The 14,853-nt window shown below is 53.4% G+C and carries 11 protein-coding genes and 1 pseudogene; 3 read left to right on the forward strand and 9 right to left on the reverse strand.

Annotation, left to right across the window (positions count from 1 at the left end; translation table 11 throughout):
* Complete coding sequence (locus tag B9T62_RS33205; RefSeq protein WP_087919152.1) at positions 1 to 825, reverse strand: helix-turn-helix transcriptional regulator; 825 nt, start codon at positions 823 to 825, stop codon at positions 1 to 3.
* A gap of 128 nt (positions 826 to 953) precedes the next feature.
* Between B9T62_RS33205 and B9T62_RS33210 the strand changes: the two are divergent.
* Both B9T62_RS33210 and B9T62_RS33215 read left to right on the forward strand, forming a co-directional pair.
* Positions 954 to 2,239 (forward strand): annotated as a pseudogene (locus B9T62_RS33210) (Gfo/Idh/MocA family protein).
* Between the two features lie 1,407 nt (positions 2,240 to 3,646).
* A complete protein-coding gene (locus tag B9T62_RS33215) occupies positions 3,647 to 4,453 on the forward strand; it encodes an ATP-grasp domain-containing protein (protein ID WP_087919153.1) in 807 nt (268 codons plus the stop codon).
* Here B9T62_RS33215 and B9T62_RS33220 read toward each other — a convergent pair.
* The 4 genes from B9T62_RS33220 to udk form a co-directional block, all read right to left on the reverse strand.
* The gene (locus B9T62_RS33220) at positions 4,448 to 5,836 is read right to left on the reverse strand and encodes a bifunctional folylpolyglutamate synthase/dihydrofolate synthase (RefSeq protein WP_087919154.1); all 1,389 of its coding nucleotides are present in this window, start codon (positions 5,834 to 5,836) and stop codon (positions 4,448 to 4,450) included. The genes B9T62_RS33215 and B9T62_RS33220 overlap by 6 nt on opposite strands.
* A gap of 14 nt (positions 5,837 to 5,850) precedes the next feature.
* Positions 5,851 to 6,984: a hypothetical protein gene (locus tag B9T62_RS33225; protein WP_087919155.1), complete on the reverse strand. Its 1,134-nt coding sequence runs from the start codon at positions 6,982 to 6,984 to the stop codon at positions 5,851 to 5,853.
* A gap of 1 nt (position 6,985) precedes the next feature.
* Entirely contained in the window at positions 6,986 to 7,636 is a 651-nt protein-coding gene (locus tag B9T62_RS33230) for an N-formylglutamate amidohydrolase (RefSeq protein ID WP_087919156.1), read from the reverse strand.
* A 193-nt stretch (positions 7,637 to 7,829) separates the two neighbouring features.
* Complete coding sequence (udk, locus tag B9T62_RS33235; protein WP_087919157.1) at positions 7,830 to 8,465, reverse strand: uridine kinase; 636 nt, start codon at positions 8,463 to 8,465, stop codon at positions 7,830 to 7,832.
* 175 nt (positions 8,466 to 8,640) lie between these two features.
* Here udk and B9T62_RS33240 point away from each other — a divergent pair, with 175 nt between their 5' ends.
* The gene (locus B9T62_RS33240; RefSeq protein WP_087919158.1) at positions 8,641 to 9,735 is read left to right on the forward strand and encodes a threonine aldolase family protein; all 1,095 of its coding nucleotides are present in this window, start codon (positions 8,641 to 8,643) and stop codon (positions 9,733 to 9,735) included.
* 54 nt (positions 9,736 to 9,789) lie between these two features.
* Here B9T62_RS33240 and B9T62_RS33245 read toward each other — a convergent pair whose 3' ends face one another.
* From B9T62_RS33245 to B9T62_RS33260, 4 genes are read right to left on the reverse strand one after another with little or no spacing between them, the layout of a single operon-like run.
* Positions 9,790 to 11,106, reverse strand: a complete 1,317-nt coding sequence (locus B9T62_RS33245) for a glycosyltransferase family 2 protein (protein WP_087919159.1) — start codon at positions 11,104 to 11,106, stop codon at positions 9,790 to 9,792.
* A 32-nt stretch (positions 11,107 to 11,138) separates the two neighbouring features.
* Positions 11,139 to 12,686: a lipopolysaccharide biosynthesis protein gene (locus B9T62_RS33250; protein ID WP_087919160.1), complete on the reverse strand. Its 1,548-nt coding sequence runs from the start codon at positions 12,684 to 12,686 to the stop codon at positions 11,139 to 11,141.
* Entirely contained in the window at positions 12,661 to 13,791 is a 1,131-nt protein-coding gene (locus B9T62_RS33255; RefSeq protein ID WP_087919161.1) for a polysaccharide pyruvyl transferase family protein, read from the reverse strand. The genes B9T62_RS33250 and B9T62_RS33255 overlap by 26 nt, the downstream gene beginning before the upstream one ends.
* Entirely contained in the window at positions 13,788 to 14,840 is a 1,053-nt protein-coding gene (locus B9T62_RS33260; protein ID WP_087919162.1) for a glycosyltransferase family 2 protein, read from the reverse strand. Before B9T62_RS33260 ends, B9T62_RS33255 begins: the two co-directional genes overlap by 4 nt.
* Between the last annotated feature and the right edge of the window lie 13 nt (positions 14,841 to 14,853).

Below are 14,853 nucleotides of genomic sequence, written 5' to 3' on the forward strand. Positions count from 1 at the left end.
TCAGACCCGGATCTGCTTGCGGTACTGCAGCGGGGAGCGGCTGGTGATCTGCTTGAACACGCGGCCGAAGTGAGCGATGCTGTCAAAGCCGGTCTCCTCGGCAATCCGGGTAATCTTCCAGTCCGTCTGCTTCAGCAGCGTCTGCGCCTCACGGATTCGCACGAAGTTGAGGTATTCCACCACCGTGAAGCCGGTGGTCTGCTTGAAGATGCGGCAGAGATAGGTAGCGCTGATATAAAAGTGTTCAGCCAGCCGGTCCAACGTCAGCTTCGCGCTGTAATGCGCGTTCAGGTAGCTGATGATGCCGTACACCCGGCGCTGCTGCTCGCTCTGCTCGGAGGGCAGCGGCTCAGGCTGCTCCCGGCGCATCCGCTCCAGCAGGATCAGCAGCTGCAGCAGCAGCGCCTGCAGGTAGGCCCGGGTGCTGAGCCGGCCCTCGGCTTCTTCGCGCAGCATCGCGGTCAAGAGTCCGGTGAGCTTCTCCTGCTCTCCTGCGGCGGGGCGCAGCAGGAAGCTCTCACCCTGGAACAGCGGCTGCACACTCAGCCCCAGCGAAGCCAGCGGCTGAAGGAACCGGTCATCGAAATTGACCAGAATCCGCTCATGGTTGAACCGGCCTTTGCCGGTGGTGCGGTGCAGCTCGCTTTTGTTAATGAAGACGAGGTCACCTTGCTGAAGGGCATAAATCCGGTCGTGAATATAATAGAAACGTTCCCCTGTCAGCAGATAATAGAACTCATAGGTGTCATGAAAATGATTGGAGGCCATGCTGAAGGGCTTGGTTCGTTCCAACTGCTCGATCTGAAAAAAGGGGATAGGTTCCATTCGGCTCACCTCTTCAAATACAAGATAATATATGCAGGTTTTCTGCTTATATTGGTTAGAAAGCGTTTAGATTTCGCATTTCCTATACTATAAAATAGATCTATATCAATGTAAATGGAGTGATTATTGTGAGTAAAAAGAAATATGCCATCGTCGGTGTCGGCGGGCGTTCCGAGTTCTTTTACAGCCAGCTGGTGACCGTCTATCAGGAAACCTCGGAGCTGGTAGCGTTCTGTGATGTCAATCAGACCCGGATGAATCACGCCAACCGTATGCTGGCCGAGAAATACAGCTACCACGCGGTGGAGACGTATAAGTCGGAGGATTTCGACCGTATGATCGCCGAGACGAAGCCGGATATTGTACTCGTCACTACGATTGACCGCACCCATCACAGATATATTATCCGTGCTATGGAGCTGGGCTGTGACGTTATTTCCGAGAAGCCGATGACGGTGGATGAGGAGAAATGCGGGGAGATTTTTGAAGCGATCGAACGCACCGGCCGAAGCCTGCGGGTAACCTTCAACTATCGCTACGCCCCCATAACACGAAGATCCGTGAGGTTATCATGGACGGCACGCTTGGCGAGATCCTGTCAGTTAACTTCGAGTGGCTGCTGAATACCCAGCATGGAGCGGACTATTTCCGCAGGTGGCACCGTGACAAGCGCAACAGCGGCGGGCTGTTGGTCCACAAGTCGACCCATCATTTTGACCTGATGAACTTCTGGCTCGATTCGAAGCCGGAGACGGTGTTCGCCATGGGCGACCTCCGCTTCTACGGACGGGAGAACGCGGAGAAACGTGGAGTTACGGAGTTCTACCAGCGGGCCTACGGCAGCAAAGCGGCCGAGAATGATCCGTTCGCTCTGCATCTGGACCGCAACGAGAACCTGAAGAGCATGTATCTGGATGCCGAGCATGAAGACGGGTACCAGCGGGACCAGAGTGTGTTCGGGGATAATATCAGCATTGAGGATACGATGAGCGTCATGGTCAAATACAAGAACAAGACGGTGATGAACTACTCGCTGAACGCGTATATGCCGTGGGAGGGCTTCATTATTGTCTTCAACGGTACGGAGGGACGGATGGAAGTGCGGATTACCGAGCAGTCCTATGTCAATTCCGGCGGCAAAAAAGAAAACGAAGGCGCGCTGCAAGGCGTACAGATTATGGTCTATCCCCACTTCAAGGAGCCTTACCTCGTCGAGTTCGAGGAGGGTGTCGGCGGCCATGGCGGCGGCGATCCGGTGATGCTGCGCGATATTTTTGAGGGCCAGCAGGAGGACCGTTTCCACCGCGCCGCTTCCCATGTGGACGGGGCCATGTCGATTATGACCGGGATCGCGGCGAACCGCTCGATCAAGACCGGCCTGCCGGTGAAGGTCAGCGAGATCTGGAAAGGGTAGCACGTTTCCAACCCTGAATAAATGGTGGAACCCGCTCAGTGAGCGGGTTTTATTTAAAATATAGCGTGCCCAGAGGCACGCGTTATCTAGTTGGTGAAAGTCCAACCGAAGGAGGGGCCAAGCCACCTTTGTAGCTAGGATGCTTGCGCATGGCGAAATCTGTGTGTAAAAGCGCATCGACAAAAGTACCTGTCAGAGATAGGGCGAGCAACGACCCAGGCCGCAACACCAAGTGAATCCTGCCGCGTCGTCAAAAAGGCCCTGCAAAGGGGAAAAGAAGGAGCCGAGTCTCGTGTATTTAGACGAAGGCCAAGGAAACTGTATAGAACTTGGAACCACAGTGAAGAACCTTCCGGCGTATAGGGAACGGCATGGGTTGAAAGATAGCGCAGTGAACTGGGGAGACCCTCCCCTGCACGGGATTATTTTTTTTTTTTAGAAACCGTAAATAGACGCTCTATAAGCCCAAAAGGCGAAGTGAACCGTCTGCAGGAAGGGAGTCCGAGGGGCTCATAGTACCGAAGAACCTAAGGACAACATAACCTTAGGGAGGGAAGGGGCCCTGCTTTGTTCATGTTTGACCAAGAGGTACGAGTTCGTGAATGCCAAAAGGCTAACGACACGCAAGAAAATGCTCAATAACTCTAAGGGGAAACTAGGTCATGAGGCCAAAGTCAATAGGCTGCATGCCCATGAATGACGAACATCGGAAAGCCGTATGAGGGAAAACCTCACGTACGGTTTGATGAGGAGGGGCTGGTCAGGCCAGTCCTTTACTCTAGAGAATACATATGTTTCACGCCATCCATTATCCTTCTATTTCTCGCAAAAACGGATACCGCCTCTTTTAGAGGGCGGCGAAGCCGTTTCTACTTGAAATATAAGAATGTATATGTTTCACGCCATCCATTATCCTTCTATTTCTCGCAAAAACGGATACCGCCTCTTTCAGAGGGCGGCGAAGCCGTTTCTATTTGTTATACTGGGATGGTTGGTGCTGATGCTGGAGATGTGAGTGCGAGGAGGAGAGTTTGAGTTTATAAGCCAAAACCTGCAAATATACAGTTTTTTGAACTGGAGTAACCCTGTTCAAAGAGAAAGCCTGCAATTGTGCAGGCTTTTCGGGAGAATACAGCTTATATGTCGCTTGGGGCGCTGAAAAGATGTACAATTGCAGGAATTCTGCCCTAATCGTCCTAATTGGAGAAAAAAAGATGTACAATCGCAGGAATTTCGGTGGGAGCGTAACGTGTAAAATAGATGATGGCTAGCTGTTGTAGGTTAATGTGTGTTTAGGGAGCGCCAACTGCGGCTATTCGGTGAACCAATCGAATGGTATGATGAGCTTACTGTATTTGCTGATCTTGGTTTTGAGTCTATATTATACAAAGAAATGGAGAGAATCCGGTGACAGGCAGACCGTATTTAAGCATGATTCAGCGCTCCGTAGAGGCGGAGGGAATTACCTTTGAGGCGATAACGCCTGATTATGTGTACCGGGTGAGCTGCGGCGGCCAATCCTTTGTGATGGTAGATGCCGAAACGGGGCTCAATAACAGTGCTTCGGCGATGCTTGCCCTAAGCAAATCCTTAACCTATGATGTCCTGCATGCAGCAGGAGTTCCTGCGGTGGAGCATAGGTACCTGGCGAATCCTAACTCGCGGTTCAGCCGCAGCGACGATTACCAGGTAGCAGAGAGCTGTTTCCGCAGCTTCGGGCAACAGGTGGTGCTGAAGCAGGACGATGGTGCGCAAGGGAGACATGTGTATAGAATCCACACGCTGGCCGAGCTGACAAACACGCTGGATTCCTTGTTCGCCCTGCAGCTGAATGCGGCGGTGGGTCCGTATTATGAGGCGGAGCTTGAATACAGGATTGTGACCTTCAACCATGAAGCTCGGGTGATTCTGGGCAAACGGCGAGGAGCTTCCTGGAAGCATAACCTGATTAACGGGGCTGTAGCCGTTGTTATCGAAGATGAAGCCAAGCACAAAGCCCTGGCCGAGCTGGCTGCTCAGGCCTCCAGGGCTATGGGGCTTGCATTCTGTTCCATCGACATCCTCGAAACCGGGCAGGGACTGCTGGTGATTGAGGTGAATCCGAAGGTGATGCTGGATGAATACTGCAAGCAGAATCCGCAGCGGATTCCTGAGCTTGCCGCGCTGTACCGGGAAGTGCTGCTCCAGCGCTTCGGGCAGCTCGGTGGCCTATAAGCCAATATCGAGCAGGGACTGCCCGTAGTGGCGTTTGGCATTCCCGATCAGGGTCTGCGTGCCAACGATCAGAATGACCGAGCTGGGATCATGTTCTGCAAGATAAGCCAGCGCTTCGGATAAATAGCTGAATTCCAGACTCTCCTCCTGCAGCGTACGGGCTGCTGCCAGCGCATCCTCCGGGAAATGGAGATGGCTGATGTTGGGAGCGGTAACAATCAAGCGGTCCGCGACTCCGCTTAACACTTCCATTACGCCCGCATAATCCTTATCCTGCGGCACTCCGATGATAGCCGTTACCCGCATGCCCCCATTCGGGTTCAGTGTCTGCATAAGTTCGGCTACATAACGCGCCGAATCCCGGTGAATCGCTCCGTCGACAATGGTCAGCGGCTGCCGGCTGATGATCTCGCAGCGTCCCGGCCACTGCAGCTGCCCCAGGCAGCTGCGCAGCATAGCCGCGTCCAGCGGTCCGTCGGCAATGTCCTCGCAGACGGCAATCGCGGCTGCCGCATTCAAGGCCTGGAACTCCCCGAGCAGGGGGAGCGTCAGCTCCTCATACACCGCCCGGGCCGTCTCCACCTCGAAGCAGGTGCCCTCTGGACGGGTTGAGACCTGCCGCGCCCTGAACCCTTCGCCATAGTAATGTTCGAAGGCGTTCGTCTGCTCTGCATGAGCAGCAGAACCGCCCCTATCCTCCCGCAGCTGCTTCTGTATCATGCCAAGAATCTGCGGCTTCTGTTGGCTGATATACAGATGCTCTGTTGCCGGCTTGATAATCCCCAGCTTATGCCGGATGATGTTCTCCAGATCAGGCCCGAGGTTGGCGGTGTGCTCCTCCATAATGGGGGTGATTACTGCCCAGCGGTTGTCCAGCACGTTGGTATCGTCGAATGTCCCGCCCCGCCCGCATTCCACCACAGTGAAGTCCGTCTGCTGCTCGCGGAAATACAAGGCCGCAATGGCCAGAGCGACACCAACCGGACCTTGATATTCGTCTTCAGCAAGCCCACCCTCAATGCGGTTGAACCCTTCACTCACTGCATTCCCCAGTCTTACGAAATCCTCCGCAGCTATCGCCCGGCCATTAACCCGTATGCGTTCCGTGAAATCGACCAGATGGGGGGAGGTGAACAATCCCACCTTATAGCCCATATGGCCGAGCAGGGAGGAGATTAGGCGTGAGGTCGAGCCTTTGCCTTTGCTGCCGGTAACTAGTATGTATCGCTGATCACGGTCCGGGCTGCCGGACAGATCCAATAAGGCTCGGGTCAGCTGCGGCTTGCGGACCTGTTCATCAAGGGTTTTCGTAAGATTAGGCACAGCTCTGAGATAGGATCGGTAGATCATGTCTTCTACTTGGGACTGGGAATGGAGCAGCATGGTGATTCCTCCCTTTATTTGATTTTGGCCCGCTCTTCGGATAATGAGGTATAGATAATGACCGGAAGCAGAACGAGCGAAACCAGCACGGTAAATGAAATACTCCAATTCAGGTCCTTATAGAGCTGCATAATAGTGAACAGCAGCGCAATGACAGGCAGGATCAGTTTGTTCAGATGCTTGAGCAGCAGGGAATACATACTGCGCTTCACGATTACTGCTGTACCCATATTAGGAATGTCCAATTTCTTCCGCGCTAAAGCGGTGATCCCGATAAACAGGTGGCTGTCGATAAATTTCCGCTGCGAGTCCGAATCATCCACCTTTACCAATTGGTCAATATTCTCCGGATCGATATCGAGAACAGGCAGCTTGATGCTGTGGCCGCCATACGTGATGATCAGCTGATCGGTTTCCTCCAGGCCCAGCAGTTTCCGCACATTGGGATGGACCCGGCACAGATTCAGATGCTCATCAAAAGGAAAGGTATAGCCTGTGCGCAGCTCCAGCTCCCGCTTGCCGATAAACAGCTGCGCCAGCCACGGGAAGAACCGCTTGAAGACCGGACGAATGATCGCCCGTTCAAGCCCTCTTCGCAGCCAGGAACGCCGTTTAGGGATGTGTCTGCCCATGGTGATGACCAACTTGTCTTCGGCCGTTAGGGTTCCCAGCAATAGCTTCGCATACCGGTTCAGATAGAGGGCGTCAGGAGCGGCGTCAGAGTCTGCTTGCAGCGTCAGGTTCAGCCGGTGTCCATTCACAGGGTTCACCACCTCGACGTTCTCGGAGAAGGCTTCAATCAGAGCAGGGCAGGCTCTAACCTGTGAACCGGAGATTTCCTCCACTCGGGGCATCTTAGCCGTAATGATCCCGAAGGCAGGCGGAGTCACCGTTAATTGGCTGGGAGATAGGCTGCCGAGGGCCATCCGGGCCCGCTTGGACAGGCGCAGCTCCTCTCTGGGTACAGGCTTCTTGGGGTCGGTTAGCAGCAGGCAGGTTACGGAAAGGGCCCCTTGTTCCAGAGCAACTTGTACAAAAAGATAAGGTCTCCATCCCAGCTCATTGATCTGCTCCGCATTTAATGTAATGGCCGGAAGCGGATGGAAGCTGCAATCCTCCTGTACACGGAAGGTATGCTCAGCGGCCATGTCAGACACCTCCTAACAGGTTGACAATCTGTACTAGAGAATCGACTGTGCTCTGCAGGAGCATGGGGGCTTCCGGGTTGCGGTATCTCCGGTTAATCTCCATTTGAATGCTCTGAACCTGCAGCTCTCTGGAGCAGAAGGAGGTGATCGTGCCCGGATGGGAAGCCGCGAAGGTGTGATTCTGTTCCACCATGCGGATGCCGTTCGTATGGAATAGCTGCACGATCCGGTTCACCTCTTGCTGCTGAATCGAGGCTCCATGCAGGGTGCCCAGATCGACATCGAAGTCTCTCGATTCCGCTGCGCCATGGATATCGATCACATAAGGGATGGAATGGGCCTGGATCAGCCCGGCAAGAGCTGCCTTGTATTCACCGCCAAGTATATAGTTCGGGTCCTCCAGAGAGAAGCTGCTCGAATAGATAGCGTGGCAGCGGGTAAGCTTCTGTACGCATAGAAGCAACGCGCCGGTGAACATATCGGCCGGTTTGATAGCGCCTTCTCTATATTGGTTGATGGCATGCGGAGCCGACAGCAGAACCGGGACAGAGCCTTCGATGAGGGTATAAGGAGGTTCTGTTCCCAGCTCGCCGAAATAACTGTTTCTTGAGAATGGCTGCTCGCAGGCAGTAATGGAATTTATGATAAGCAATCACCAGTCCTTTGTGAAAATATAAGAATTGATATGCTGCAAGCTATAATTTATCCTTCTATTTCTCGCTGAAATGGTACCGTCCTTATAAAAGGACGGCAAAGCCGTTTCCACTTGTTTGCTGGTATTATATTTTCAAAAAACCAGCAGATCTCCTTCCGGAGACTTGCTGGTTTCTACATTTCTGCACTGCTTAAGCCCGGGTCCACTGTTGGTCGCCCGATAAATATTTGGCGGTTAATACAGACAGCAGCTCAATGCCTACCTGATTCTCGCCGCCTTCGGGGATGATCAGATCCGCATATTTCTTGGACGGCTCAATAAAAGCCTCGTGCATCGGCTTCACAGTCGTCAGATATTGCAAATGAATCGAACGGATGGTGCGTCCGCGTTCCTCAATATCCCGCAGCACCCGGCGGAGGATGCGCACATCGGGGTCGGTATCGACGAATACCTTGATGTTCAGCTGTTCTCTAAGCTTCTCGTCGGAGAGCACATGCAAGCCTTCGAGAATAACAATGTTGTTCGGCTTCAGCTCCACAGTATGCTCCGTGGAGCGTGCATGTACGGTGAAGTCGTAGACCGGAGCATAAGCAGCTTGTCCCTGCTGCAGGCAGGTGAGGTGCTCGATCAGCAGTTCGGTGTCGAAGGCCAGCGGATGATCATAGTTGATCGCCGCCCGTTCTTCCATGCCGAGATGGGAATGATCCTTATAGTAGTTATCCTGAGATATGAACGTCACTTTGTCTGAGCCCAGGCGGTCAATGACAGACCTGGCGACCGTTGTTTTGCCGGAGCCGGTTCCCCCGGCGATCCCGATTATAAGCATGGTGTAATTATATCCTCCCTAAGCAATTGCCTTTGCAATTCCAATATTGTAGCACAGCGTCAACTTTTTTTCATCCTGCAACTGCACAGCTGCCCGCTAAACGGCAAATTCTCTGCTAAGATAAGAGAAACAGGAATTTTCATTCCAGTAGAAGAAGAATAAGGGAGCTGAGCTAATGAATAAATCCGGAAGTCTGGCAGAGCTGTACCGGGAAACACCCTATAAATTGGCGGGCCATGGGCAGCGGAATATAGGGGTACTGCAAGAGGCGTTTCGGCAAATTGATGCGGAAATGAACAGCGATATGTATGGATCAGGCCGATTAATTGAAGAGTTCCAGCAGGAGATGGCCGGGGTATTAGGGAAAGAGACGGCTGTATTCTTCCCGAGCGGCACCATGGCGCAGCAAATTGCCTTGAGATTAGCCTGTGACCGCACAGGCGTAAAGAAGGTGGCGTACCATCCGCTCTGCCATCTGGAAATTCATGAGCAGGACGGGCTGAAGGAGCTGCATCAGATCGAAACGGTGCTGCTGGCCGACAAGGACAGCCTGATCACCCTGCAGGATGTGCAGAGCATGCCGGACGATGTGGCCTGCCTGCTGCTGGAGCTGCCGCAGCGCGAGATTGGAGGGCAGCTGCCCGATTATGCGGAGCTTGCGGCGATCTCGGCCTATTGCCGGGAGCAGAGAATCTGGCTGCACCTGGACGGAGCGAGGCTGTTTGAAGTGCTGCCCTATTACGGGAAGACGGCTGCTGAGATTTGTGGGCTTTTTGACAGTGTATACATCTCGTTCTACAAAGGCCTTGGCGGGATTGCGGGTGCTGTGCTGGCAGGTGCTGCCGAGTTCACCCAACCCTCGAAGGTGTGGAAACGCAGGTATGGCGGTGATCTGATCAGCCTGTACCCTTACATTCTTAGTGCAAGCTACTATTACCATCTGAGAGTGGGGCGGATGCAGCAGTATTACGAAGAAGCCAAAGAGCTGGCCGCCATGCTGAACCAGGTTGAGGGAGTATCTACCCTGCCAGAGGTTCCTGTCTCCAATATGTTCCACCTGCATTTCGGTCTCTCTCGAAGCAAGCTGGAGCCGATCCTCGCTGACGTTTACGAAGCCACCGGCGTGGGGATCACTCCGGCGGCAAGAGAGACGGGCGTATCCTCCGCGTATTGCGAAATCAACGTTGGCGACAGCTATGGAGCGATCCCCAAGGATAAGGTGAAGGAAGCGGCCTCCCTGCTGCATAAGCTTCTTGCAGAGTCACGATAATAAAGGAAAGCGAAGAAGCGGAGGCGTCCTTAACAGGATGGCCTCCGCTTCTTCTTATTTGCCCAACAGCGAACGCAGCAGGGAGACCCGCAGCAGCTGCTTTTTGAACAATTTGACCCGGAACTGGCTCTTCAGCCGGCTGTAGCTGGGTGGACTATGCTTGGCCGCCCAGGTGTACATCGATTTGAAATCGGTGTGGCTCTTGGCGGAATTCATCAGATAATAGAAAATGGTGTCATAGACATTATGGTTAAACCACTCGTTCATTTCCTTTGGGCTGTAGCCATATTGGTCGATGGCCTTGCCCCGGATCAGCCGCTTCTCCTCCAGGTTCTCAATCAGGAAATCCTGGCTGAGATGGAAGGTGATATTGTTTCCATGCACCCTGTACACACCGGCAATCACATCGATGAATCCGGCATCGCCGATCAGAAGCGAACGCAGGTAGATCGATGCATCATTGACCATGTTCATCCCGAGAATATCCATCTCCATCAGCGCCTCGCGCCGGAAGAGGGTGGTCAATGTGGAGGCGGGTTTCGGATACCCTTGCTGCTCGAAATTCATGAAATACACCCGCTTGTCGATGACAGGAGCGAGCCCGAGACTGGATACATCCAGCTTGCGGCTCTGGGAATATTGCATGAACACATTGGCCGCGACGAAGGATAGCCCCGGATGCTGCAGATGAAAGCGGACGGCTTTGCTGTAATAATTCATATCTACCAGATAATCATCGTCGTCGAGAAAATGCACGAATTCCCCGTCGGCATGGGCGGCGAACGCCTTGCGGCGGTTGTTGCCCGGCCCGCTGTTGGTTTCACTGCGCATGAAGATCACACGTGGGTCTGCTCCGAAGCGCTGCTCCATCAGTTCGGCGGTGCCATCGGTGGAGCAGTCGTCAATAACTGTGATTTCCTTGTTCGGGTAGTCCTGGCCGAGGATGCTCTGAACTGCTTTAGAGAGGAAATCCTTGCGGTTATAGGTGGTGATAATCACGCTCACCTTGGGATAATCGGCCGGGTTCAGACCGGGCAGGATGTCCTTCACCCCGACTGAGGCGTTGCCGACGGTGTCCAGCCAGGCTTGCCAGGCAGCGGGAAGCTCCTCCGGCAGGGTGTCGAATTGCTCAGCCAGATAATAGAGCAGGCTGTCCCGGGAGGCTCTGCCCTGCGAGAAGGCCAGCAGCACGGTGGACAAGGTAGTCAGGTGCTCCCGGAGGGCCGCATCTCCTTGCTTGTCGATCCATGTGCGGCCGCTGTTCAAGACTTCGGCGCCATGGGCCTCTGCAAGCGGAGCGGGTGCAGCCTGCTCCGCCAGCCAGGTCAGATATAATGTGCAGGCTTGTTTCAGCTGTGCCTGATGATCCATGTACAATCCTCCTTTATCGATTAGACGGCCGGTTATTTCGACATTTCGTTAACAGGGGCAGCAGGGCTGAACTTGCCTCTGAGCTTGTTTTTATATTGCTTGAGATGGCTTGCGGTATACACGAACACTTCGCGCTCTATTAATGAAGCTACTGTGAAATAGAGTGGAAGGATCACGGCTCCCAGCAGCATTCCCCACAGAATAACCCCTGCATAGGAGGTGATGTTGAGGTTGAAGGCGTTCGTGATCGCAACGATGGCGGCGAATACCGCCACATTGGTCAGCCAGCGTCTGAAGGTGATCCAGGGACTGCGTTCCAGTAGCACCTTATTTGCATAAATTACGATATCTATCGAGCGGTACAAGAGAGCCACGATCGTTCCCATCAACACCCCGTAGATTCCCATGAATGTGACAAAAACAATCGAAGCCGTCAGGTTAATGACTGATTCGAGAATCGAGCGGCTCTGTGTATTCTTGAAATGCCCGGCTATGGTAATGACATTATTGGATGACGTGCGCGCGTTGGTCAGCAGCTTGACGGCTACGAACAGGAATGGCAGCCAATAATCAATATAATTCACATCGGTCACCCCGGCCGTATACAGCTTCATAAAAGGCAGGATCAGAATATAAGCGACGGTCAGGATGGAGAAGATCAGTCCCATGAAATAGACCTCGTAGGCATCATGCAATTTCATGAACGCCTGCTTACTCTCATGATAGCTCTGGCCCAACGCCGACTTGACGCTGCCGTTGATCATCTGCACGATATTGTCGACAATGGTGAAGATCATGTTGTACATCACATAGATGCTGACCACCTTCAGGTTGGTGAAGATCGTCAGAATGATGACATGGGTATTGCGGAACACCAGATAGGATACCTCATGCACCAGCACCGAGTTCTTCTGTCCAATGGCGGCGAAGTCCGGCTTCAGGCTCAGGTCAATCCAGCTGTAGTTCTTCTTCATATAAATGTAGAATACGACGATCTGCAGCAGCGTCAGCACGAAGAATGAAGCCTGTACCGCGATGATATCGACGCCCTGCAGCAGCAGGATGATCCGCACCACATTGTTCAGGATATTGGCCGCTGTCACAATTGAGGTTTCGACATAGCTTTTACCTTCGGCAATCAGCAGGATGCGGAATTTCCCCTGAAAATAATAGTTGATCGCTCCGCCCAGCCCGGTGAACAGGATAATTACCATGATGCTCAGCTTGCTGATCTCGGAGCTGATGACCAGCGGATAGATCACCGCCAGCAGCAGGACGGCGAAGAAATAATAAATCCCTGTTTTTCTGTAATAGGTGGAGGTGGCTGCCAGGATCGAGTTGATCTGGCTCTTGTCGTTGGAGGCTATCGGTTTATAGAGTGCCTGCATCGACGCAGCGCCCACTCCTGCTTCCAGCAGGGCCAGATAGCTGATAATCTGCACGATCGAAGCGATCAGCCCGTTGGCCTCTGAGCCATAGTTCACCATGATCAGGCGGGGAATGAAGAATCCCAGTATAATCGTGATGATCTGGCTGCCCATGCCAAAAATCAGATTAAGAATGCTCCGTTTGGCTCTCATAGCGCAGCCCCCTTTCGCCCGGCGCCAGATAGCTGTCCAACTGCTGGAAATGCAGCTCAGCCTGCCTAGCCTGCCGCGACACATCAATGCCGTTCGTACGCATCGATTCGTATACCTGCTGCGGCTGGAGGTGCTCCAGCTGCTTGAAGTCCGTGTACAGTCCGTCGAACCCGGCATCCTGCATCACGTTGATCATTTTGCCGCTGTAGGCGACAGGGAACACTGGCTTGTTAAACACCCAGCCCAGAATCATTGCATGGAAGCGTGAAGCCACCACGAACTGAGCCCCGGCAATGACGGCAACGGCTGCTTCGATATCCGTCTTGTAGAAATGGGACTTCGTCTGCTTGCGGTATTCTGCTGGGAGCAGCTCCAGAATATGCTCAATCGCCTCCTGATCGCCCTCATGCTGGCAGAAGGACATCAGCTGAACGACATGGCCTTTTTCAATGAAAACCATGGCGATCTCTTTCATTTTTTCATAATAAAGCGGGTCAAAACCGTTCAGTCCCTTGGAGGAGGGCTTGATCACGGATAGAACAATATAATCTCCTGGGCCGGAAGCGGCCTGCGGGTGCTTGAGCTGGAAGATGATATCAGGCGCCAGACGAACATTGTCCAACCCGGCAAACAAATCGTACGAATATTGCTCCCTGAAGCAGATATCCGCATATTCCCGGAACAGCCGCTTGTGCGTGCTGTAATATTCCTCATCGGTGTAAGGCCCGAAATTGGCGCCCATCACATAATAGGGTTTCGCCTGATTGCGCGTCTCCTCATTCTTCTGCACATATTCTTGCCAATGCTCACCCTGCATAAAAATAGACCCTCCGATATGAACGATCCCGTCCGAATGGTCCACAAGGAATTTCTGCGTGAAGTTACTGTGTAGTCCGGTCCGGCGAAATAGGAAGTTGATCCCGCGCAGCCAAATCGAGTCGGAAGCATAAACCTTCAGATTCTTCAGCTCCCGGAATGCCTGTTTGTACAGACCCGGAGCAATCAGCATAAAGCGGGTATCCGGATACCGTTCGCAGAGCACCTTGATAAACAGATCGTCGCCCAGATTAAATTCGGTATAGGCATAAATCATCAGCTTCTTCATACGTTAATTTCCTTTCTGACCATGCTTTTGAGGGTTCGCTTGAACTGGGTCCAGCTGTTGTCTAAATGGATGAGCCTGTGATATAGCGCCGGAGAGAGCAAAAAGGCCTTGATCTGCAGCGCCAGCAGCCTGTCAGTGCCGTTATATCTTTTCATGAGCACACGCATGTCCCGGTTCATCCCGGGGTAATGCTGCTCAATATCCTGCAGCAAGGCTTGAATCGTAATGCCCCTGGTGCTGTTCAGCGTAGTTTTGAGATTGTAAAAGTAATTCTCCGTCAGCTCGCGGCCCAGCAGCAGCTCAGAGATCGCCTTCTGCTCGCGGAAGGGATGGGCCTTGAAGTAGGCATCTACCCGTTTGAAGGCGTCCACTACGCCGAACTTCTTCACATTGTAGCTGTTGGTAATGGAGGAGGTCCGCTGCACATAATAGGACAGCACATCGGGGATCGCAGTGACGCGGTCTGCGCGCGCCAGCGCTTTGTAGATGAACTCCTGGTCTTCTCCGTTCACGCAGCCTGCGGTGTATTGCAGTCCACTGCGCTGGAGGAATTCCCGGTTGAAGGCCACGCTGCCCGTCCAGATTCTGAGACGCTGCTGCCGGAGAATCAGCTCCAGCGTTTCGCTTCCGCTTAGGCTGCCGCCTTCGGGCGGGAAGCTGACGATCGATGATTTATCCTCACGCACCAGGTCATACCCCCAGCAGATGATATCAGGCTGCGTCTCCCGGGTATGCTCATGCACGGTCTGCACCAGCTCTGCGGAGACATAATCATCTCCGTCGAGGAACAGCACATAGGTCCCAGCTGCGGTCCGCAGACCCGTGTTCCGCGCGGCGCTTACGCCCTGGTTACGAGTGCGTACGATCCGCCAGGGAAAAGGAGTGCCGTGCGACAGGATGCTGTGCACTGTGTGGTGCGTATGGTCGGTGGAGCCGTCGTCCACGATGATCGTCTCGAATTGCAGCTGCGTCTGGCCCAGGAGCGAGTCGAGCATATACGTTACATAATTCTCTATATTGTATACAGGAACCACGATGCTTAGATTCATGTCGGTCCTCCTT

This window comes from Paenibacillus donghaensis, assembly GCF_002192415.1.
Lineage (GTDB): Bacteria > Bacillota > Bacilli > Paenibacillales > Paenibacillaceae > Paenibacillus_AQ > Paenibacillus_AQ donghaensis.

What these genes read in the sequence shown, in the direction of transcription:
- B9T62_RS33205 (WP_087919152.1), bottom strand. Translation starts at nt 825, where the DNA reads ATGGAACCTATCCCCTTTTTTCAGATCGAGCAGTTGGAACGAACCAAG.
- B9T62_RS33220 (WP_087919154.1), bottom strand. Translation starts at nt 5,836, where the DNA reads ATGCTGCTCCATTCCCAGTCCCAAGTAGAAGACATGATCTACCGATCC.
- B9T62_RS33225 (WP_087919155.1), bottom strand. Translation starts at nt 6,984, where the DNA reads ATGGCCGCTGAGCATACCTTCCGTGTACAGGAGGATTGCAGCTTCCAT.
- udk (WP_087919157.1), bottom strand. Translation starts at nt 8,465, where the DNA reads ATGCTTATAATCGGGATCGCCGGGGGAACCGGCTCCGGCAAAACAACG.
- B9T62_RS33240 (WP_087919158.1), top strand. Translation starts at nt 8,641, where the DNA reads ATGAATAAATCCGGAAGTCTGGCAGAGCTGTACCGGGAAACACCCTAT.
- B9T62_RS33245 (WP_087919159.1), bottom strand. Translation starts at nt 11,106, where the DNA reads ATGGATCATCAGGCACAGCTGAAACAAGCCTGCACATTATATCTGACC.
- B9T62_RS33250 (WP_087919160.1), bottom strand. Translation starts at nt 12,686, where the DNA reads ATGAGAGCCAAACGGAGCATTCTTAATCTGATTTTTGGCATGGGCAGC.
- B9T62_RS33255 (WP_087919161.1), bottom strand. Translation starts at nt 13,791, where the DNA reads ATGAAGAAGCTGATGATTTATGCCTATACCGAATTTAATCTGGGCGAC.
- B9T62_RS33260 (WP_087919162.1), bottom strand. Translation starts at nt 14,840, where the DNA reads ATGAATCTAAGCATCGTGGTTCCTGTATACAATATAGAGAATTATGTA.